The following is a 20,996-nucleotide window of genomic DNA, read 5'->3' as shown; positions in this document are numbered from 1 at the left end:
TATTATTTTCCTAACATGAACTGCGAAGGTGGGATCAGGAACTCGTTACCCTGCTCGCGCTGCACGCGGCGCTGGTACCTCTCCAGCGAACCGGGATCTAACGCATCCTGTATACGGTTCAATATTAAACCATTCATCGCTGTGCGCAGCCAGAAAACATTCAGGAACGGCGTGTTGTCCAGTGCAGTGCGGTAGAAGTCGCCCAACTTTGCATCGCCGCGTGTCGACTGCTGGAGCAGCGTAATGATGGTATCTGCATTGGATGCTGCTGGGCCCATGAGGGAAGTAACCGGCCCTGCCCCCATTCGGTTAACCTCTCCGAACATGAAGTCGCCCAGGATGCCAAGGCCGCCACCCTGCGCTGCGGAGGCCAAGAAGGTTTTACCATCCGCCGGGCGCGGGGTTTGACCCTTCAGCATAAGCTTTGTCTGCAGGGAGATGTAGCCAAACATCGTTGCCCACACAAACAGGTTAGCCGCCCCCATGAATGCACCCTTCCCGTTGCGCAGCAGGGCGTTGGTGAGCGAGGTAGTTTTCGATTCACCCAGGCCAGCAGGTGTATAGCCGCGCCCAAATACCTCACGACCCATGACGTTCTGCATAAAACTGGCGGTGAATGATTTGTACTGACCAGCGAAGCGGATCGCCTCACCCGGAACCGTACCGGGAACGGTGCCCATCTTCATGAGCGCCTGGGTGCGCTCTCCGGGCTCCGACATAGCGATGTTCAGGCGGTCAAGGACGTAGCCTCGCAACTGCCCCTCCAGCGTTTCTCTGGCGTCAGCGATAGCGCGATCTGTTGCTTTCAGCCCCTTACTCTCAACGTATGCCGCAATCTGCTCTTCAGGTATGCCTCGGATACCGCTGCCGGTCATGAACTTGCGACCTTCACTGCCAGCCATGTCCATGCCGCGCAGCAGGTCCCATTCCTTCGCGCCGATACCGTGCAGATCAAGCACGCGGCGCAGGTCATCGTTCAGGCGCACATGCGGCAACTCTGCATTCTGTGCCAGCCAGTTGGTGATCATCATGGCGTTAGAGTTACGCCCGGATTCTGTCCAGAAGTTCATGAGGTTGTACTTGAAGAACAACTGCTGTGCCCGGCCCATTTTTCCGGTTAACGTATCGTCACCAGAGATACGGCGGATGATCTCCTGTGTCATGGTGTCGGAGTAGACGCCCACCGAAGAAAGAATTTCTTTCTGCTCAGCCGAAGTGTAACGAGCAAAGCGCCCTTTCATCGCAGTGAGCAGCGCGCCCATGAAGTTCTGTCCCTGATATCGCATTTCCGTGGCCGCAACCGGCACGTCGTTGAATGATGAGATTACGGCTCCACCCAACTGAGTCATTCGCAACCAGCCGCGAATAGTGGAAGAGGTATTGGCCAGGCCAACGCTGCCGGGTATGTTAAGGGAACCATCAACCTGAGGCATGGTGTTACGGTTCAGCCGTCTGACCTGCGTCATGTAGTCTGCCAGCGCCGCAGGGTTTCCGGCCTTACTGACGTCGTCGGCGATAGTGTCAGTCAGGTACTTGAACATGGTCTGCGGATTCGTGCCCAGCACGCGCATCATCCCGGTGGTGCGGGCCGCACTATTCAGTCCGCCAAATATGGCCTCACGGAGACTTCCGGTACCGAACTGCTGGTTATACTCATGCCATGAAACGCCGTCTTTGAAGTGCAGCACACGTTCCTGGCTCGCACGCTTAGCGGCGTTCTGAGAGCCCTTGAAGCCATTCATCCAGTCAGGCTTTTCAGATGTCAGGTGAACGCCTGAGGCAAGGCCCTTGTAGACATTGCTCATGAAGCTTTCACGATCGCTCACGCCGTCGAACGTGCGTTCATCTAGTCGCGGCAAAATAGCATCTCGCCAGGCCTCATAACCCGCTGACCTTATTTTCAGGATGTCGTGCGACTGCCGTACGATATAACCAGGCTCTTTGCGTATCCATGCGCCAGCACGATTCTCATCGATGCGGGCAGACTCCTGCCACTTCATGATGATTTGTGCAGCGCTGACTGATTGTCTTGTCATACCGTCAGTTTTCATTTCTCGACCGATACGCCACATTGCATCGGCGATCTCACGGTCATTACTGCCGCTGGCGATAAACTTCACCAGTCCTGCCTGGTCCAGGTCATAGTTGATGCCAGCGTGATATTTCCCGCGCAGTTGAGCAACTTCTGAAGCTACTGAGCGGCGGGAGCCGGTGCGGGCATCGTTACGGCCCACAAGCATAGCCTCAAGGCCAATGTCTGGCCTGTCCTTCCATGTGGTTCGCAGCTCACTCAGGCGCTGGGCGGCAATGCGGGTGTTGATAGCTTTGTTGCGAGCCTCAATTACCTTTGCCAGTTTGTCAGCGCCGGTTAGCTCTTCAGCAGCGCGCAACGCTGCCTCTTCAAGTGACAGCGCCTCATTGCTGGCGAGGATCCTATTTGTGGTGTCGTTCATGTCGCGCACCAGCGATTCCATTTCTGTTTCGCTTAACTTTCTGCCGGCGGCCGCGTTCACGGTCATTTCGCACTGCGTTAAAAATTCGTTAGCCATTACAGCCCCCGGTTAATCATACAGGCGGCAAAAGCACGCAGGGCCTTGCCAAAGGATTCGTCATTAGCTTCAGCGCGGATGGTTGCGATATTCTCACGCATCGTTGCAGCCAGCTCAGGGTTGTCAGTTGCAATGTCGTTTAGCAACGCATCGCTCAGGTTAAATTCATTCTCCAGATCAGCAGCTGCGTTATTCATTTCGTGGTCTGGTTTCTGGGTATCCTGCCATACTCGATCGGCTCTTTCACTGACAACACGGCCGCCTTCATCTGGCACTGGCTCAGGGTTTTGTATGCGGGAAACAGCACGCTCGCGCAGTGCTGGTTTATGCAGATCATAGAACGGCTGAACATCCGGGCTGCGCCCGTCCATCATGTGCGCCAGCGCAGCACGGTACGCCTGCTGGTTAACACTCCAGTCTGCCTCCCTTACGGCACTTGCTGCAGTTCTCACAGCACCAGCGACAGGGGACATCTGCATGCCTTCTCTGATTTCCTGCGCCCGCGAGGCGATTGTGGGCTTCAGGTCTTCTGGTATTTCACCTCTCGACAACTGCGATTCACGGGCGCGCCCCTGCTCAGCATCAGCATTGCGCTGAATGGTCTGGTTAATCTCTTCATTCCGCGCAGTGATAGCGTCCTTCTCAGCCTGAATATCTTTAAGCGCTTTTGCGCGGGCATCCTTGAACTTCATTCTCTGCGCCTGGTATTCGCTGGTGCGCTGCTGCAATGAGCCATCCAGAGATGCGATCTCCTGGTTATTGGACGCCAATTCTGAACGCAGATCGCCAACGTTATCGGCAAAACCAGTTTGCATTTCTTGCTGGCGGGCCAGGTAATCAGGCACAACATCATCATAGGCCCGGCTGTAGGCATATCCTTCAGCATCGCGTGAGATTGCTGTGGCCAGGTCTGCATTGGTGCCGACTTCAGGAATATCGATCCCGGATGGAATACTATCAGGCGTAACGACTGGCGTAGGCTGGGCGATATCAACTGCAGGTGCTGCAGGTTCATCAGGCAATGCCGCTGGGCGTCTGGCTCGTACAGCGTCAGCGATTAGCCCGCCACCGGCGTGCATAAGGCCACCAGCCATGGTGTTAAAGAATGTACTCTCCAGCGCATTACCGTATGTGAAGTCGTCACCTTCAGCTGCTGCTGCCTGAGCAGTTAGCGGGACAGTCGCCACCGCCTGCGCAGCGCCCATTCTTGAACCAGCCACAAAACGCTCGGCAAACCTGCCAGCGACAGAGGCCGCCTTTGCTTCTCCTGCGAATGGAACAAACGCTAGTGCAACGTTACCAGGATCGGCCATAGAGCCCGCCAGGCTGGCGGTGAAATTCAGCGGCGTTGCGAACCATCCAGAAGGAGCAGCCATTGCTATCTGCTGTTTGGCCAGCGAGGTTTTACGCTCATCAATGACGTGATCCAGAAACGCCTGGGTGACGCCTGAATCAGGAACATTGATACTCTTCACGCCGTATTCTTTCAGCCGGGCATCCGCATCTGATTTGCTGATAACGGCAGAGTTTGGGTCATTTGCCAGCATATCAGCCTGAGCAAAGCGAATGCCGGACATTACCGGCCCCTCTTCAAACCCCTGCTTAAGTGAAGAAAGCAGGGATTCGCCCAGTCCTGATTCTGCGTTGCTGATAGGCTGGTTAATCCCCTGGCCTGGATCATCGGTATAAATTGGCATGTTACCGTCCCTGCTGTTGGCCGTTCTGGATGATATTAATCAACTGGTCACGCTGGCTTTCAACGCTGTAATTTTTCGATTGCCCTGGTGTATATTTCACAGGCGAATCGACAAACTTAGTCAGGCTATTCCAGGTTGAGCGATCGCCAGCACCAAGCTTCGCCAGGTCAGAGAATGTCACTGTAATCGGGTTGCCGTCGGCGCCATTCACCAACAGGCCGTTCATCATCAGCGTAAGCCCTGTTTCATCAGTGTTTGTCACCCACTGCCCATTATCACGAATGCGGGAAATACTTTGATCGAGGTTCACATTATCCGGCAAGCGCGGATCGCCGATAAGCGGCATAATTTGCTCAGGCTTCAGGTCGTTAAGATATTTGCTGGCCCCGTCCTTAACATCCCGTAAATCCTGCCCGGATGAGTTTGGTAGGCGCCATGTAGAGTTTGTTTGATACTGCTCGCCTAGCATATCTTGATATGCTTGCTTGGCTGCGTTATCAGAGGATAAACCACGCTGCATATAAATATATGTAAGTCGCTTCCCCTGCTCATTATAAATATTCCAGTTACCTACACCATCACGCTGAGGAATAAGCGTAGAGGAAAAGTCCTTGAACTGATCATTCCATGATGAATCAGCACTATCTGTATCAGTCTTTTCAAACCCAGATTTAATATCAGAGGTTGAAACATTACGACTTTGCCATAGCGCATTTGCAGCTCTTGGGTTTTGCGTTGACATAATAACTTTGAGAGCCGGATATGATTTATTCTGAACCTGCCTCATTACCTGATCAGAATACTTACCAAAAGACTGCGCAACGGCCTGGATAGCCTGCACGCTGGACTCTTTGTTGTTGTCAATTTTGGTGAGGATGTTATCGACCATGGTATCAGGCAGCACTTTTTTGCTGACGATGCCAAGGCGGTCTTTTTCTGCCTGCAGGCGGGATGCCAGATATTCACCGGATGCCTGCCCGTTCTGGTAGAGCTGGAAAGCATTCTGAGCGACGTTAGAGTTTTTCTGCAGCCACGTGCCGGGATCCGACTCCCTGGCTTTCAGCACGGCATTGAGCTTCGCCTGAGCTGTGGAGTAAAGACCCTGCTTATACTTAAAGTCTGGATCAGACTCCTGCGGCGCCATGGCCTGAACTGCCGCCATACCCTGCTGCGGCGTTCCCTGCATAATGCTCTGGTATACCGGCTGGAGTGTCATTGCCTGCTGATACTGCTGGTAGTTTTTTTCCAGCTGCATGCGCTCTGCCGGTGATGCCTGGAGCGGCATCGTGGCCGCCCATTGTTTTGCAGTGATAGGCGTAACTGTCTTGCCCGCTTCTAGTGCGGCGATGTCATCACCCATCTTGCTCTGAAGCGCTATGCGCCCAGCGGAAGCCTGCATGTCGTACATACCGGCAACCTTAGCCATCATCGCTGACTTATTCTGTGGGCTCATGGCATTCCAGAATGGCTGACTTGCCAGGCTCTCCATGGTCGCCTTACCGGGTATTGCCCCGGCGCTACCAGTCACTTTGGCAACATAGTTTCTGGTTTCTTCAAACGGGATTGCCGCGGCAAATTGCTCATTAGAAACCTGACCGGTACGCGGATCACCAAGCTTATTGATCCAGCCATCAACGGCACCTGGCCCAGCGTTATATGCCGCCACAGCCAGCACAGGATTGTTGTCATATTTTTTCATCTGCGCACCGAAGTACGCTTTGCCCAACTGCGCGTTATACCGAGGGTCATTGAGCCACTTATCACGATCCCATTCCAGACCAGCGAGGCGGGCAGCCTCGGGACCGGTATCCTCCATAACTTGAGCTACGCCAACGGCCCCTTTGCCAGAACGAAGCGGGGCTCCGTCCTTACCGAACTGGTTTCCACCGCTTTCATTCCAGATCATCGCGGAAAATAGCTGTGCTTCGTTCGGCGTGTCGGTAACCTCTATCTTTCCGTCTGGCCCCATCATCTGCATGTAGGTTGGGGTGTACCAGGCCTCGCTGGCTTTGTTGGCCGCCTGCTCACGCCACTGTACCCAGTTACCTTCGATTTCCTGCTCACTCTGGCCATGGGCTTTGCCGTAGGCAATAATCGACTGGTAGGCATTCATTGCTGAATGATTGAACATTTCAGGGCTGGCAATGGCCTGTTGGGTGAGTGAGCTAAGCGTACCCTGCTGCATGCCAGCCTCGTACTGCTTAACTTGCCCCATCTCATGGCGCCCGGCCTGCGTCATGAACTGAATGCGCTGCTGCTGCGCCTGATCCATAAACGCTTTACGAGCGGCATCATCCGGCAGTTGCATCGCTAATTCGCTGGCTGCTGCATCAAACTGACTGGTGTACTCCTGACCCTTGCCGATCGCGTTCTTTCCCTGAAGTGACAGCAAACCGTTTTCCGGGTTGGTCATCAGATCGTTGCTGCGCTGGCTAAGCTGCAGCGACGCATCCTGGACCATAGCTACATTGGCCCGCTGTTTAGCTTCGGCAAAGGCACCAGCGTATTTCTCGCCAACTCCGGCAATGGCGCCGAAAGCATCCTGAGTGGGCGCCGGAGTAAAGCCACCGGTCTGCACGCCGATGCTTTGTACCTGGCGGCCCTGTACTGTAGGTACTACTGGCATAGAGCCCCCTTATCGTCCTGTCGGTGTGCCAACGGCGGCGGAAATTGGTGCGGCTTTAGATTGCGTGAACGGGTTCCACGTACCACCTGCCAGTTGATATGCGCCATACGCCTGCAGCGGCGCTGTGAGAATAGTGGTCAATGCGCCTGTGCGCCCATTTGAGCGCGCGGCTTTGGCTTCCGCCCTTGAGTTCATTGCCTGCACCTGGAAGCCATAAGCCTCACGCTGGGCATTATTCACCGTAGTCAGCGCATCAAGCTGGCCGAACTGCGCAGTGTCGCCGAAGATGTCAAGCGCATTACCAGAGCTAAGGTCTGCGCCGGTGGCGCCCATCGTTGCAGCCTGAGTACCGGCGGCCTGCCGGTTGCGTCGGCGAACTTCATCGGCCTGGGCATTGCCGCGGTTAATAGCATCCTGGGCCTGCTGCTCAGCAATGCCCGCATTCTGATTGGCTACTTCAGCCTGGTACTTACCCTGCTGGTTCTGGCTGTATGCCTGCATTGCTGACATTGCCAGCACGGCACCGCCGATCACTGTTGGGTCACACATTATTTTTTCTCCATGTGGAAGCGGTGGAAAGGCAGGCCCTGCACACCATATGGGGCTGGCTCTTCAAGACTGAACCCCAACCAGTGCAGCCAGGCTTTAGCGACGTGATTGCGCTGATCGACGAAGTTTTCCAGATATGGGTACAGGGAAAGGAGCTCGCTAAGCACTGGGCGTGAGTTGCGCAGAAAGGTGCGGTAGTGGCTCTCAATCAGCGTTGTGCCCACCAGCCACGGCGTACCCTTACCGCCGATGAGAGATGACGGGGCAACACCGAAGATACCGATCACTTCTTCGTTAACCACCCCGGCCCATGCACGGGTTGAAACGCGAAGTGCGTGCTCGAGAACTTCAGCTGGTGACTGGCCAGAAGCAGCAATGAACTCATCGACATCAGCGGGCCTGATATGCGGAAGCAATGCAGCCACATGATCTGCAGTGGCTGGAACAATGTTGGTGCTGTTCATCATGCACCACCCACTGATACGCGAGGGATCACAGCCAGCACAGAGAGCGGAAGAGGATCTGATTGCCTGATGTACACGCGCCCGCCTTTATCCCATTGGGAATCGAGTTTTACCTCAACAACGCCGGTGGCATCGGAAACCGGATCGTCGTAAAACTCAAACTCACGCTGCGGGTACTCGTAAAGGTGGTCTTTGTCAGTACCGGCGAAGATGCCACGACTGGCGTTAACAATGAGCGCCACTTTAGGAATAAGTTTGGTCTTATCCAGCAGCGTTTCCTGGCCGTTGATATTGATGTCCAGCGTCTCAAATTCAGCAGTGACTGGCAGGCCGATGTGTACGACTGCGCCCGGCGATTCCAGCGTGACCGATCCACCAGTAACAACTTTCTGCGGCTCAACGCTACCATCAGAAAGAATGCTTACTGTTTTGCCTTCAAGGTGCTCGAGCCCTGAGAAGTGGCCGCGTGCCATACGCCAGTTAGCTGTAGCTATAGCTTGGAACTGCGCGGGCACATTGCGGCTTGCTGAAATGGTCACAGTGTTGCCGTTCACTAATTCCACGATCTCGCAGCGCAGTTGCTTATCTACCGGCGCTCCAGTGTCATCGTTCGTTTCGGTGTACGGTAACTGGATCTCCGCGCCAACATCTCCAACTGAAAAATACTCGGTCCCACTGACGGTAAGCGTGTACTGTTCCTGATAACTCCATTCCCCGGCACCGCCGGTGATAGTTACCGTGCGCCCACTGCCATTCCGCCCGTCATAGCTCAGGCCACAATCGACAAAGAAAGCGTCCTCTTCACTGGTGAACTGGCGAGTTTGCAGGCGCTCAACGTAGCGCTTGACCTGGCCGTTGATGGTGCGGTTCACCACGAAATACACAGCATCTTCACCGCCCTCACTGATGCATACCGTTGATTCAAATTTCCCTTCAGTTGGCTGCGGCGCCCATGCAAAAACCTGCTGCTCACGGAGATACGTCAGCGCCAGCAGCATGCCATCATCGCGGATCGCCCAGGCTATTGAATAAGGCACGATTGAGAAGGACCAGTCCACCAGCGTGTGATTGGCGAATAAGTGGTTTGCCAGTATCGTCAGGTCGTTACCCTGATAACCGTCAACGTCGAACGAGTAAGCCAGATCCCGTACCGCGCTACCCTTCTCCTGCACAAACAGGGCAATGTTTGCCACAGCAATCGGCGGGATGTTGCTCGATCCGTTAGATCCCTGAGAGCTGAACGCGAAAGAGCTTGGGGTAAGCACTTTGTTCTGGTCGCCGGTGATCTGGTATTCACCGCCAGAAGTCAGTGCTACCAAAGAGCCGACATCAATCAGGTGGCGAATCTCGTTTACCTGCCGTCCGGCGTAGGTGTAGATGATCCGGTCATCATCCTGCAACGGGTTTTTCTTTCCGAAGTCTTTATAGTCTCCGGTTCGGCTGGCCCAGATGGTCTGAGGGTATGCGGTAGACGCGGCAAAGTAGAGTCGCTGTTGGTAGTAAACTACCGTTCCCGGATAGCCACTCACGCTGTTCCATGCGAACCTGGCCCACTTGTAGCTGGCATTGGCGGAGCCAACCACCTGTGACGGAAGGTAAGAAATAACCGTTGCTGTAGCCGTCAAGCCATCAGCTGCCACTGCGGTAATCATGGCGATACCGAATCCAGAGTGCAGGTATTCCCACTGAATCCCAGAGTCACCACTCCAGCCGTCCCATGACATTCCCTCGGTGTGTGATGGTCTAAGCGTGCCAGTTTTGCCAGCAGTATTCGCACGGTAGTAATTGCTTTCCGCACGGCGAACATCATTCACTACTGTCGTCTTGTTCGTTTCCCACACGGGAACGGAATCAACCGCCGGCTGCTCGAGGTAGAAAAGCTTTCCAACCTGCTCGGCACCGAATATCGTGGTGCTGGAGGTTAGCGTAACAGTTCCAGTGCTGGCGCTGGCGTAAACCTTCGCAGCGTTATCGACATTGATTTCTTCGAACGGCCCGTTCTTGGTCTCCACGGCTACCAGTTGCCAGTTGTCATGCGCGTAACGGCGCAGCTCCATTGGTGGGTATGCCGGATGAACGATGGTCAGCACGTCGGCAGACTGGGTAAACTTCAGGCGGAATAGATCAGCGTCGACGTATGGCGTTGCCAGTTCGTAAATTGTGGTGGTATTCGTCACGAGCACCTGCCCGCCGTCTTTGTAGACGCGCATGTACTTGTCGCCGAACTCCAGAGCATACGTCTGCACAGTTGAGAACTGGAACGGGATCAGTCGGCATTTCTTATCAGGGTATTTAGCCGCGGCGATAAACTTCGTACCAGGCCTGTTTTCCACGCCGCCGTACTGGCGCACAACAAAGTTACGGCACTTGCGCAGCGCCACGGAATATTTGGCCATGTCGATACGGCCATACAGAGAGGGGCCAATTTCACCGCCGGCGAAACTTGGCTGAATCAGGCTGAAAGCCATTATGACAACCTCGCAATAGTGAATTCACTCTCAGGCTGTGGCGGCTCCTGCGACTCTTCCAGGCTGCGCGATCCGGCGCTGAGGATTGTGCTGCCATACATCTGCATACTGCCTTGATCGCGGGCACCGGTTAGTTGCATGGCAATCTCTCCGGCCAGTCGCCAGGCCAGCGCGTCACGGAATATGTCGTCGAACATGTTCACGTCAGTGACCTGGGAAACGTATTTGAGCCATGCCTGAGGCTGATCCGTGTAAATAAGCTTTCCGGTGCCAGCCTCGTCAGCGCCAATCACGTACTGAATACGCATGGCAGCAGTTGGGTTACGCACACCTGGCACCATGATTTCAATGATGCGTTTGCAATCCGGCGGGTATGTGTAGGCATACTGCCAGTCAGGAGGCGGGTTACCGGTATCTGCAAGAGCAGCGCGTTTTGTGGCAAACGGCCACGGGAAGTCACTGAGCGTCGCATCGCGGCAAGCCTCGTAGTGCAGACTGCACGCACCGGCCTCTTTGCTTTGCTCGGTAAGGCTATTGATAGAGCGGCTGTTGCCGATGCGGCTCAACGCGATGTTGCAGATTTCGATAACGGAGGCCATTACTCATCACTCCCGTTTTCATCCTGGTAGCTATCGGTGCCGGTCTTTAAATTTACGAGTTCCATAATCCGCTCCAGAAAAGAAAGGGGCCGCCTGGCCCCTTGTGAGTGCCGGTTACACGCCCAGCCGCTGGCGCTCTTCCGCAATTTTCTCGCGGAGAGTTTCGGCTTTGGTGTTGAAGTGGGGTTTATCTCCGAAGAGCGCCTCATACTCTTCGCGAAGCTTTTCCAGCTCAGCATCGTTCAGCGGATCATTGCCACCCTGGCCACCGGCTGTAATTTCCACAGGTAATTTCTTGCCTGCTGCCTTCGCCTTTTTGGCCGCATCGTTCAGCGGATCAAGCGCAGTGCCTGGCACGCCGTCGTACTCAACCTCTGCACCCTCTTCCCATAACTGGTTGTGGATGTGAGAGAGGCGAAGTACGCGGTATTTTGCTTTTTCACCTGACATCTAAATCCCCTTAACCAGTAATTTTCGAGCGGGTTGGATAGGCAGTGTTGTTGTCCACATCCAGGTTGATACCAGAAGTGAACGCGCCAGCCGTCAGCGGACCGGTACCGACCACATAGTTAACGCGCAAATACTTCTGAACGCCCGCCGGCACCTTCTGGGAAACGATACGCTTACCCGCTACCAGAGCAGACAGAGCCAGATCGCCACTGCTTGCAATGGTGGTCCATGCGGAGTTGTCAGGGCTGGTTTGAAGCTGAACGTTAACTGTCGCCGCACCTTCGGCGGTTGCTGTGGTGTTTACCAGAGTCCAGAATTCCAGAGGGTAGCCAACGCCGATATCGCGGCGAGTACCGTCGATTGGCCCGAGGTCAATCACATCAGTTGAAGCTGCGGTAGCCGTTACCGCCTGCGCTTCGGAGAACATCAACAGTTTGTCGGTGATCATCTTTATCTCTCCGTTTAGTAGCCCGTTGCCGGGCCACTGGTTAAAGTCAGGGGTTAAACTACGCGCGCTTCGGTTTCCAGAAGCGCATCGGTTTCGCGGATTGGTACACCGCGGAACGCAGTCCACCACTCGCCTTCCGTCTCCTTGACGGAAATTGCCAGGGAAGATTTTTCCAGAGACTGAAGGTCAAGCGCCTGCCCGATGGTGCGGTTCACGTAGAACACCGGCTTGCCCATGCCGCGGTTAGGAATGCGGTGAAGCGCTTTAACCATCAGTTTTGCGATATTGGCCGCCTTGGCTGGGTCAGACAAATCGCTCACATCGATGTTTGCGATGCGAACAACGTAACGCCAGTCGCGCAGCACCAGGCCGTTATCCCACTTATAGTGGGTGCGGTAGCCTTCGTACTGGCCCCCATTAGCATCCTTGAGCGTCTGCTGGCCTTTATCTTCCATCTGCAGGCCCGCTTTCTGGCCTTTAGGGAAGATGCCGTGAACGGTGTTCTCACCCCACACCACCAGCCAGATAGAGCTGTTATCGGTACCTGTGCCGCCAGCATCGATAATGTTCTGCGCGTTACCGGCGCTCAGGCTGGAATAACGCGAGGAAAGCCCCATAAACTGCTGAGGGTTAATGCTGGAGTCACCGTAGAACAGCGTCTGCGCCATCTGCTGATTCATCGCTTCAATGAAAGCGCGATCCTCAGACAGACGGAATTCAGCGGTATTACCGTTCAGGTCAGCCAGCGACTTGTCGATCTCGGCATAGGTTTCCAGCATGCCAACGCCGTCAGTAACCTGGACGGTGGTTGATTTGCTCGGCTGCACACCGTAGTTCAGCAAGCGCCAGGTAGCCGACGGCAGACCGGAACGGATGGTAGTACGGTGACCAGTCGGCAAGTTGCCTTCAACAATCAGCATGTCCTGCAGAATCGGGTTGGTCTGGCCCAACAGCTCGATGATTTTATCCACCTTGCCATTGGGATCGATGCGCTTGCCCCAGTCGGCCAGCGTCAGCGCAATTACGCCTTTAACAGACATAGTTCATATCCTCTTATTTGCCGTACAAAACTTCGGCCGCACTACGCTGGCCAATGTTACCGGTCATAACCATGTCGTCTTCTGACATGGCTTTACCGACCTTCATGAACGCCCGAATGATTTCGGGGTGGTTACCCAACCCGGTGGTGTTCAGGTATTCTTTAAGTTCAGGGCTTCCGAACTGGTCGAAGGCTTTCTGCGCCAGACCGACGTTAGCCGTCATCTTGTCGCCGCCGATCTCTTTGTCGGCCTTGACGTCAGAGGCCCACTGCTCGGTTTGCTGAGTCCACTTCTCTACCTGCTGCTGTTGTAGCTGCGGCAGAAGTTTTGAGGTGTAGACGTCAACGAATTTCTGCGCCTGCTCGTTGGTCAGGTTCAGCTCTCGCGCAATCGGCTCAAACTCTTTGATCGCCACCTGGTCAAGCTCCTGACCTTCAGCGGCTTTGAACTCGTACTTTTCCGGAGCGCCTTCAGGCTTCTGCTCTTTAGCAGCTTTCTCAGCTGCTTGCTTTTCAGCATTCAACTCAGTTTCAGTCTTCTGATTCTGAGCGCCTTCCTCAGTCTTCTGCTCCTGATCTTGCTCCTGACCCTGCTGTTGTTGATGGCTCTCACCAGACTCCTGAGAAACTTCTGAGCCGGTAGATGCCGCAGCATGCTCACCGCCTTCCACTGACTGCTCGTTGCACAGCCGGCGGAACATGAGACGTTCAAACAAATTCATGATTGCTCCTGTTGGTTGGCCTCCTCGGCCATCTTCAGATACTGATGTGGGCAGTGCTGCATAACACGCTGAAACAGCGCCAGCGCCAGATTGCGCTGCCCTTCGTTAAATGCCATTGCCAGTGCATCCATTGGCGGGATTGCTGAGAAAACACGCCCCTGCTCCAGCACTGACCAAACGACGCGGCGGCCACCTTCAGTGCTCATCACCTGATTGATGTCATCGGCTTCTCGCTGTGACAGGTCACGCGCTTTTATTTCTCTGTCAGCTCTCAGCTTCTCTTCGTCAAAATCTGTCATTGCTGAGCACCTCCAGCCAGAGCAGAGAGAACGCTCGGATCTGCTGTCTGCGCCTCGCTAAGAGTTTTAGCGCCCTGCGCTGCTGCCATGCCCATTTGCATTGCCTGTTGTTGCTGTTGCTGCTGCGCGCGCTGCTGGCGCATGGACTGCACGTCCTCTTCAGGAACGACAACCGTCGGCGAAACGCCGGACATAATCGCGTAGCTGTCGATCGCCTGGTCAACGTTGAGCTTATCGAGAGCCTCAGGCTTGGCCTGCGCCATGTTCGCCACGAAGCCCACAAACCGCTCAAGGCTTCCCAGACCGATAGCTTTCTGGGCCTGAGCCATGACAGAGATGTATTCGATGCGCAGCGGCATTCCCTGCATCACATCTGGCGGTGGCGGTAGCAGGTTTTTCTTCACCATGATGGAGAACGAGCGGTCGATCAGCGGATCAAGGAACTCGTCGTTCAGGCGCTCAAGTACCGGCCCAAGCATCAGTAGTTTCTCTTCCTTCATCTCGATCACTGCTTCAACCGGCATAGAGCGTGTATTCACGTTCTGCAGCATCATGAAAAGGTCAGTAAAGTAGGCGCTGTTGATAATGCTGCGCGTGTCCTGGATGTCGGCGATCAGGTCGGCAGTGTTAGGGTTAACCAGATAGGCAGGCTTAAAGCCGTCCTGAGAACCCATCTGGTCGATGTAAGTGATGTCGCCGGGCAGCAGAGAAACACGCTGATTCTTCAGCGAAGAAGGCCCGACCATTGGCGGGTTTGTTGCTTTGTCGATGAGCTGACTTTTGCGCTTCTGCTCGAGCTGCAGCGCTTTCACCTGGCCCAGCGCCAGCATGCCAGGACATGACGATCCGTAAACATCCTCGCCGTTAACTTCCCAGCGCGGCGCCAGAATCGGGAACTCATCAAAACCAGATTCACGCAGCACGCGGTCATTGTCGCCACCAGTCTCGTAATACACGGACTTGTAGAGCTTGTTCTTCGCGTCCAGCTTTCCGGTATCACGGTTCAGGTTCGGATAAACGGCCTGGACCACTTCGATCCACGTTTCGTAAGCGCCGGTATCCCACAGCCCTTTAACCGTGGTGCTCACCTTGTCGATGCCGAACATCTGCACCATCTGGCGAACTGTCATAGAGAATTCGCGATACGCAGTGTCAACGCTAAGCCGTGGGCTGTTCGCAATGTAGAAGCTACCCAGCGGGAACGGATACGTGCGGATGATGTCCGCGTTGTCCTCAAGCACTGACATGGCGGAAGTGCCGTAAGTGCCAAGGCTGCCGTACATGATTGGCAGGGACTGATACAGATTCGACTTATTGAACATGTCGTTCATGCGGTTCTGCACAGTCTCCAGCCACATCTTCACCGGGCCGTAGTCCATCATCTCGGGATCAGGTGTTGCCAGTTTGAACCATGGGCGCGTGGGGCTGGTAATGCCGGACATCATGCCGGATGACAGCGTGCGGTTAGCCATAGTGGCAGTTGGGTCAACAATCTTGGTGTTGCGGCGGTCGCCGCGATTGACGTCACTCTTCAGGAAGCGGCTGCTGCGCGGGCTTATCCAGTCGCTCAGGTCGCGCCAGTGCGGCTCGAAAGAGCTTCTGTCCTGCTTAAGCTGGCTCAGCTCTTTCTGCAATTGCTCCTTCAGAGTATCCGGCATCGTTAACCCTTACTGTCCAAGCAGCGTTTTACCGCTGGTTGTCGCGGTTGATGTGTCGCCCTGGGCACCGGTAAGCAGCGTCGAGTTACGGCCTGCTGCGGCACGGCGGCGACGCTCTTCGTCATCACGGGCACCAGTAACAGCAGCATCCTGCTCTTGAGGTGCCGCCTGAATCTCTGGTGCTGCCGGTGCAGATGGTGTCTTTCCGATGCACATACGCTAACTCCAATGCGTTTAAATTATTACCAATTAAACCACATAAGAATTATTTGACGTAGTATATTGACAGGTTGCAATGTAATTATTACCTTATTGGTAATAGCACGGTGTATGGCACATGCATCGTTAGCGGCCCCGAAGGTTCCTTGCGTACTCATACCGACGGGATAAGCCGGAATGTGCAAGCCGGGCTTGGTTACTGCCTGACATGGCGACTCACCATCGCGGCGATACGGTGTGACACCTCGGAAGAGACGAGGGCACAACGGCAGGCATCGTTCAGAACTCCCTCTCACTAATGTGGTTGGCAGTTAAACGCAACTGGAAGGTGCCTCCCGTTGTGGCATGAGCATAACGCTGAAAATAAGTTCCACCATGGTGCAGTCTGATCACCTGCCGTCCAATCCACGAAACGGATTACATAACGAGGAGCGCATTAACGGAAGCAACGCCTCTCTCGCCGGGCGGCCCACTGTGGTAATTAGTGCTCTCTTCGTTGTGGCAATTGCGGCTAAGCGCTCGCGACGAGGCATGTTTTCAAACACTGAAAATGAAACGTTTTAGATGGTCTGACGTCGCCAGGTGTTGCCAGCCTGGCAGGTGGAGGCACCACCACCACAACCCAATCACGTAGCCAGCGTGGTACCAGAGGTAAAAAATGCTGTGTGTAGTCTTGGCGGTGGCAGTTATTCCCTTACTGACCACCGCCCTTTTTACATCATGACGCCATTGCGATGACTTCCTGCTGTGAAAACCAAACTCCTATTACTTCCAGTTCGCCCGGTTAGCCGGGCATTTTTTTAAGGTGATAATCATGAGCAAAGACCTATTCGATATGAAGAGATTACCTGTGGATAGGGTCGCGGCGAGAGTGGTCGGCAAAGGTGTTGACTGGACACCGAACAAAGTTATTCAAACCGGTGACAGTGATTTCCCACTTCCAATATTTCCCGCTTATAACATTAAAAACCCTCAGCATCGGCGTGAAGTGGAATCAATGATCGGCAGAAAGCGAGGAAGACTGACAATTATTGGCCTGGCAGACCAACAAGGCGGAGGGAAATCAGGAGCAAGATATGTTGCCAGGTGCGTATGCGGAACGTATACGTATCGGCGTGGCGCGCCTTTTAAGAAACATTCAGATGAGTTTGACGGCTGCGAGCGATGCCGTGAACTTTTATTTTTAAAGCGAGAAGAGGTTAAACGCAGAACAGGTAAATGGGTTGAGTGGAATGAGTTAATATAACACCGTGACCTGTCACAACTAGCCCGCCGATGCGCGGGCTTTTATTTTTCCATCACCTACAAACACAGCATTTCGAACTACTGCAAATTATTCAGTAGTTGCTCAAGCATAGGGATCGTAATCCGTGATGGCTCTGCCCTGCTGCTGACCGGGGATATTCATCCGTTTAGACACCGGGAAAGCGAACGTAAGCAGCAGGGCATCGCCCTTACCAGGCGATCGCCCTAAACGCTTTTTGATATCCTCTTTCGGTTCCATCTCTATCTTTCCGTCCACCCTGACTTTGTACTCCGCTGCCGAAAGGTCGTCTGCTGTTTCCTGGTCATCCAGCATGCCGCCCAGGGCGAGCCACTTCTTGCAGCTGTTGAACATCTCACCGCGCTTACGCGCCATCTGAGGGTCTGCGCTGGCGCCGCCGAACGGCACAAGTGTCCACGACCGCCCCCAGCCGTCGCCGATGGATTTCAGGCCGGTGCCGTAACCGAAGTCGATAAACACCGCATCAGCCTGGTACTGGTCTTCAAAATCAGCGATGCGCTTCGCCATCACCAGATCGTCGGTTGTCTTTGAGCCCGTCCATAACACCTTGCTGTGCAGCCCCTGACGAAGGTATATCACCGCGTCATCCACACCGGAATACGCCGGGTCAACGCCGATGATAACCGGTGCATGCGCCACCTGTGCGCCTGTGACGACGCGCTTCATTGCGGCATCGGTCAGGCCGGTGGGGATGAACTGCAGCTCGGACGCGTCAGGGAATATCCCGCGCACGCGCACCTTCACAAAGTCGCTGTCCTCGCCGTAGTCGTCCACCCACTTCTGCAACTGCTGTTTGTTGGTGCCTTCCACCGTGCGGCTGTCGATCTGCTTGGACTTCCATCGATGCCGGTATTTGCGGAAGCACTCGCGGAAACGACCGGTGTTACGTGTCGGGTTACCGAACGCCACCCAGATAATTTCAGTGTCTTCGTCGGTAAGCGCCCCCTCTGCTACTTCCCACACCAGATCGGCAATGTTCGACGCCTCGTCGAATACCACGATGATGCGCTTGCGCTCGTTGTGCAGCCCGGCGAACGCTTCAGTGTTGTGTTCGCTCCATGGTATGGCGTCGGCGCGCCAACGCTTATCGTGACCGGGATCGTTGCTGTACATCGCGGTGGCGGTCGTGGTGAACCACTCGGAGGTTATGGCCAGATTCGACCATTTGATGATTTCCGGCCAGGTCTTGGTGCGCAGCTGGTTGTCAGTGTTGGCTGTCACCACAACCTTACAATCCTCACACGTGGACATGCCCCAGTTAATCAGCATCGAGATGAAAGCGGATTTGCCGATGCCGTGGCCGGATGCGCGGGCAATCATCAGCGGCTGGTGCCGCGTTGCTGGGTTCTGCAGGTGATCGCCTATCTCCTGGAATGCGTCGGCCTGCCACTGGCGGGGGCCAGAGGCGTGAGCAAGCTCGGTGCCGTCCTCGCCCCAAGGAAATGCGTAGAGCGCATAACCAAGCGGATCATGCGTAAATCCGGCTATGTCCTCGATCAGTTGCTCTTCCGGGGAAAGGCTGGCGGCGTCGGTCATTCATCACCGCCTTTTGATTTAGCCAGGCGTCGGCGGGCGGCGGCCATGCGGTCGGCAATGGTGACATTCACGTTAACGTCCAGGCGCTCTTTGAAGGCCATCACATCGACATGCTTACCGATTAGCTCGAGGTTCTTCACCTTGTCCGGCCACTTGATTTTTTTAAGCAGGTTCTCGATCGTAGTTTCGTCGAAGTTGGTAATCGTCGTCGAGATATCCAGGCCGCTAAGCGTGGTGCGCCAAATCTTCGGCCACTCGCTTATTGGCTTCAGGCCGCCATCGTCGCGCAGTATGTCCAGCACATCCATCTGGTCGATCTCCACCAGCCGCAGCAGGACGTAATCGGCGCTGACGCGCAGGCGCTTGTTCCGTTCCTCCATTAGTTCAGCGATACGCTTCTGCACGCGCTCATCGCGCATGTTCTGGCTCGCGAACTTGGCCGCCGTCTTGTGCGAGTAACCGGCATTAATCGCCGCCTGAGTCTGATTCTCCGGGCATTTAATGTATTCCTGGCAGTAAGCTTCGACCTTCGCCGTCAGCGGCTTGTACTGCGTTGATTTCCGTTTCGGGTTAGCGACCATCGTTACCACCTGGCTATAAGTACCTTTTTGGTAATACTAACACGCAAAACAAAGCCGCCATAGTCGGCGGCCGTTGCTGTTATTTATCTGTCGTGACCAGTCACACCTTTATTTTCATACGGCGCCAGCCGGAACTTACCCAGCACTGACTATCACCGGCGCACGGGCACGAACTAACTGGAGTGCGGTCACCACATTTGCCGCAGCTGCTTGCGCTCATCGATTTAATCAGGCCGTTCAGGCGTGCATTGTCCTGCCGGATCAGTAGCGCAATGTACTCCGCTGCATCGTACGGCGCCTTTCCCGGGCGCCGGGCGGCGCAGTTCTGCGTCAGCATTTCCAGTTCCTGCGCATCCAGCGGCAGATCGATACGACGCTCGCCGCCAGCTAACTGCCGCGCTCGCTGCGCGGCCTTGCGTTCTGCTGCGGATTTAGCCATCAGCCCACCACCGACGTGAATGTGGACAGTGGGCAGGCCACGCCAATCGGGTGTTTCTCGCCGCAGATAAAACAGCGAATTTGGCACATTGACTTGTGTGGCGGTGCATTCACCTGCCTGGAGTCCTCATCAGCAAGCACATCACGAAACGCGACAGAAACCACCTTTCCGCCGAACGCCTCCATGTGCGCATGTACTGGCGGTTCTTTGCCGTCTTCAAACTCAACAACGAAAGTTAACCTGGACATCACTTCACCTCCGGCTTTGGTGCTGCGGCTATCGCGCCATTAAGAGCTGCTCTCACCTCTGCCAGAGTCGCATCGTATTCCGCCCGCTCTCCTGGTGTCATAGCCTCAAGCAGTGCATCATGCTCAGCCCGGCCAGCAAGCGCCATCAGTAGTGAGCTGGTTTTAACGCCTTTGCTCAGGCGCAGCCCTGGCTCCAGCAACACAGGACACGGAAGCAACTCAGGGTATTCAGGCACAGCAGGAAGCTGCGGCGCTGCGTAGAGATACTGGATTACCTGCTCGCTCTCGAATGCGTCGGGCGTAGCACGATGGTTCACGTATGCCCAGGCCTGATCGTAGTCACGGGATGCTGGATACCGCCAGCGGAACCCCACCGGCTCTTTCCCCGCTTCCCGCAATGCAAGTAGCTCGCGAAGTGCGCGCAAAGCAAAAGCATCACTTTCGCCAGTTACCGCTGTTTCTTCCAGAATGCGGATCTGGTCTTTGATATCGTCTAGGCTCAGGTTATTCATAAAGCCTCCCGGTAAGGCGCTCGCGCCATTTGCAAAGAACACTATTGGGAACAAACATCAATACGATGATTAATGGCCACGCAATCGCCACGAGCAGCGCATAAACACCTTTTAGCCACCACGCGCCGCTGTCCCTGATAAACAGCACTGACACAAACTCGAGAAGACCCACGGGGACGCCGAAACAAAAGTAAAGAAAAAGATATTCCATCTACTCCCCCTCACCCTGCTGTTTTTCATAAGCCAGGCAGGCCGGACAAACCCAGCCCTCGCCGCGAAACTTAATCCAGCCAGCGGAAATGCAGTCGTTATTCAATTCAGTTAGCACTTTTAAAACAGATGATTGGTTATCATCAGCCATCAATCCCGGCCCATTATTATCGTCAGACCAGCAACGAAAACCGTGGTATGGCGACCTTCCATCGCCTCTGCGCTCACAGCGAACTTCCAGCCAAATAGCCATCTACTCCCCCTCCACGGTGCCGCCAGCGGCGCGGATTGCTTCGATAACTTCCTCAACTTCCACTACCTTCGGGCAATCTATATCGCCATCAGGATAGAAAGACTCTGGCAGCTTCACCGCTAATGGGCTGGCTTCCAGCTCTGCT

At 54.9% G+C, this 20,996-nt stretch carries 22 protein-coding genes; 1 reads left to right on the top strand and 21 read right to left on the bottom strand.

All coding sequences use genetic code 11. From position 1 onward, the window contains the following. Window positions 1-2: 2 nt before the first annotated feature. The 14 genes from WFK85_RS21895 to WFK85_RS21830 all read right to left on the bottom strand — a co-directional run bounded on the left by WFK85_RS21895 (window position 3) and on the right by WFK85_RS21830 (window position 15,784). Window positions 3-2,549, bottom strand: coding sequence for a hypothetical protein (locus WFK85_RS21895; RefSeq protein ID WP_336709638.1), 2,547 nt, complete (start codon window positions 2,547-2,549; stop codon window positions 3-5). Next, window positions 2,549-4,246 (bottom strand): hypothetical protein, encoded by a 1,698-nt coding sequence (locus WFK85_RS21890; RefSeq protein WP_336709636.1) that lies wholly within the window; start codon window positions 4,244-4,246, stop codon window positions 2,549-2,551. Before WFK85_RS21890 ends, WFK85_RS21895 begins: the two co-directional genes overlap by 1 nt. A gap of 1 nt (window position 4,247) precedes the next feature. Then, window positions 4,248-6,824, bottom strand: coding sequence for a transglycosylase SLT domain-containing protein (locus WFK85_RS21885; RefSeq protein ID WP_336709635.1), 2,577 nt, complete (start codon window positions 6,822-6,824; stop codon window positions 4,248-4,250). 57 nt (window positions 6,825-6,881) lie between these two features. After that, window positions 6,882-7,421 (bottom strand): virion core protein, T7 gp14 family, encoded by a 540-nt coding sequence (locus WFK85_RS21880; RefSeq protein ID WP_336709633.1) that lies wholly within the window; start codon window positions 7,419-7,421, stop codon window positions 6,882-6,884. Then, on the bottom strand, window positions 7,421-7,885 hold the full coding sequence (locus tag WFK85_RS21875) for a hypothetical protein (protein ID WP_336709654.1): 465 nt from the start codon (window positions 7,883-7,885) through the stop codon (window positions 7,421-7,423). Before WFK85_RS21875 ends, WFK85_RS21880 begins: the two co-directional genes overlap by 1 nt. Continuing rightward, window positions 7,885-10,353, bottom strand: coding sequence for a hypothetical protein (locus WFK85_RS21870; RefSeq protein WP_336709632.1), 2,469 nt, complete (start codon window positions 10,351-10,353; stop codon window positions 7,885-7,887). Before WFK85_RS21870 ends, WFK85_RS21875 begins: the two co-directional genes overlap by 1 nt. Next, entirely contained in the window at window positions 10,353-10,952 is a 600-nt protein-coding gene (locus WFK85_RS21865; RefSeq protein WP_336709631.1) for a hypothetical protein, read from the bottom strand. The genes WFK85_RS21870 and WFK85_RS21865 overlap by 1 nt, the downstream gene beginning before the upstream one ends. A gap of 114 nt (window positions 10,953-11,066) precedes the next feature. Then, window positions 11,067-11,402 carry a hypothetical protein gene (locus tag WFK85_RS21860; protein ID WP_336709629.1) on the bottom strand — a complete coding sequence of 112 codons (336 nt, stop codon included), beginning with the start codon at window positions 11,400-11,402 and terminating at the stop codon, window positions 11,067-11,069. 10 nt (window positions 11,403-11,412) lie between these two features. Next, window positions 11,413-11,850, bottom strand: a complete 438-nt coding sequence (locus WFK85_RS21855; RefSeq protein ID WP_336709628.1) for a Bbp16 family capsid cement protein — start codon at window positions 11,848-11,850, stop codon at window positions 11,413-11,415. A gap of 53 nt (window positions 11,851-11,903) precedes the next feature. Beyond that, entirely contained in the window at window positions 11,904-12,890 is a 987-nt protein-coding gene (locus tag WFK85_RS21850) for a major capsid protein (protein WP_336709626.1), read from the bottom strand. Window positions 12,891-12,903: 13 nt separating this feature from the next. After that, window positions 12,904-13,611, bottom strand: a complete 708-nt coding sequence (locus tag WFK85_RS21845) for a peptidase (RefSeq protein ID WP_336709625.1) — start codon at window positions 13,609-13,611, stop codon at window positions 12,904-12,906. Beyond that, window positions 13,608-13,910 (bottom strand): Bbp19 family protein, encoded by a 303-nt coding sequence (locus tag WFK85_RS21840; RefSeq protein ID WP_336709624.1) that lies wholly within the window; start codon window positions 13,908-13,910, stop codon window positions 13,608-13,610. Before WFK85_RS21840 ends, WFK85_RS21845 begins: the two co-directional genes overlap by 4 nt. Then, complete coding sequence (locus tag WFK85_RS21835) at window positions 13,907-15,568, bottom strand: portal protein (protein WP_336709623.1); 1,662 nt, start codon at window positions 15,566-15,568, stop codon at window positions 13,907-13,909. Before WFK85_RS21835 ends, WFK85_RS21840 begins: the two co-directional genes overlap by 4 nt. A 9-nt stretch (window positions 15,569-15,577) precedes the next feature. Continuing rightward, window positions 15,578-15,784, bottom strand: coding sequence for a hypothetical protein (locus WFK85_RS21830; protein ID WP_336709622.1), 207 nt, complete (start codon window positions 15,782-15,784; stop codon window positions 15,578-15,580). 817 nt (window positions 15,785-16,601) lie between these two features. On the opposite strand from WFK85_RS21830, the gene WFK85_RS21825 reads away from it, so the two are divergent. Then, window positions 16,602-17,033, top strand: a complete 432-nt coding sequence (locus WFK85_RS21825) for a hypothetical protein (RefSeq protein WP_336709621.1) — start codon at window positions 16,602-16,604, stop codon at window positions 17,031-17,033. A gap of 102 nt (window positions 17,034-17,135) precedes the next feature. On the opposite strand, the gene WFK85_RS21820 is transcribed toward WFK85_RS21825, so the two are convergent. The 7 genes from WFK85_RS21820 to WFK85_RS21790 form a co-directional block, all read right to left on the bottom strand. Further along, a complete protein-coding gene (locus tag WFK85_RS21820) occupies window positions 17,136-18,608 on the bottom strand; it encodes a terminase (RefSeq protein WP_336709620.1) in 1,473 nt (490 codons plus the stop codon). Then, entirely contained in the window at window positions 18,605-19,189 is a 585-nt protein-coding gene (locus WFK85_RS21815; RefSeq protein ID WP_336709619.1) for a terminase small subunit, read from the bottom strand. Before WFK85_RS21815 ends, WFK85_RS21820 begins: the two co-directional genes overlap by 4 nt. A gap of 100 nt (window positions 19,190-19,289) precedes the next feature. Beyond that, complete coding sequence (locus WFK85_RS21810; protein ID WP_336709617.1) at window positions 19,290-19,628, bottom strand: hypothetical protein; 339 nt, start codon at window positions 19,626-19,628, stop codon at window positions 19,290-19,292. Further along, window positions 19,628-19,876: a hypothetical protein gene (locus tag WFK85_RS21805; protein ID WP_336709616.1), complete on the bottom strand. Its 249-nt coding sequence runs from the start codon at window positions 19,874-19,876 to the stop codon at window positions 19,628-19,630. Before WFK85_RS21805 ends, WFK85_RS21810 begins: the two co-directional genes overlap by 1 nt. Beyond that, entirely contained in the window at window positions 19,876-20,388 is a 513-nt protein-coding gene (locus tag WFK85_RS21800) for a hypothetical protein (RefSeq protein ID WP_336709615.1), read from the bottom strand. The genes WFK85_RS21805 and WFK85_RS21800 overlap by 1 nt, the downstream gene beginning before the upstream one ends. Continuing rightward, window positions 20,381-20,599, bottom strand: a complete 219-nt coding sequence (locus tag WFK85_RS21795; protein ID WP_336709614.1) for a hypothetical protein — start codon at window positions 20,597-20,599, stop codon at window positions 20,381-20,383. The genes WFK85_RS21800 and WFK85_RS21795 overlap by 8 nt, the downstream gene beginning before the upstream one ends. Further along, window positions 20,600-20,851 carry a hypothetical protein gene (locus tag WFK85_RS21790; RefSeq protein WP_336709612.1) on the bottom strand — a complete coding sequence of 84 codons (252 nt, stop codon included), beginning with the start codon at window positions 20,849-20,851 and terminating at the stop codon, window positions 20,600-20,602. Window positions 20,852-20,996: the final 145 nt, after the last annotated feature.

Source organism: Cedecea sp. VD22 (assembly GCF_037150195.1).
In the GTDB taxonomy this organism is placed as follows: domain Bacteria; phylum Pseudomonadota; class Gammaproteobacteria; order Enterobacterales; family Enterobacteriaceae; genus Cedecea.
The sequence above is the reverse complement of the archived record's forward strand: the minus strand, read 5'-3'. Positions and strand labels throughout refer to the sequence as shown.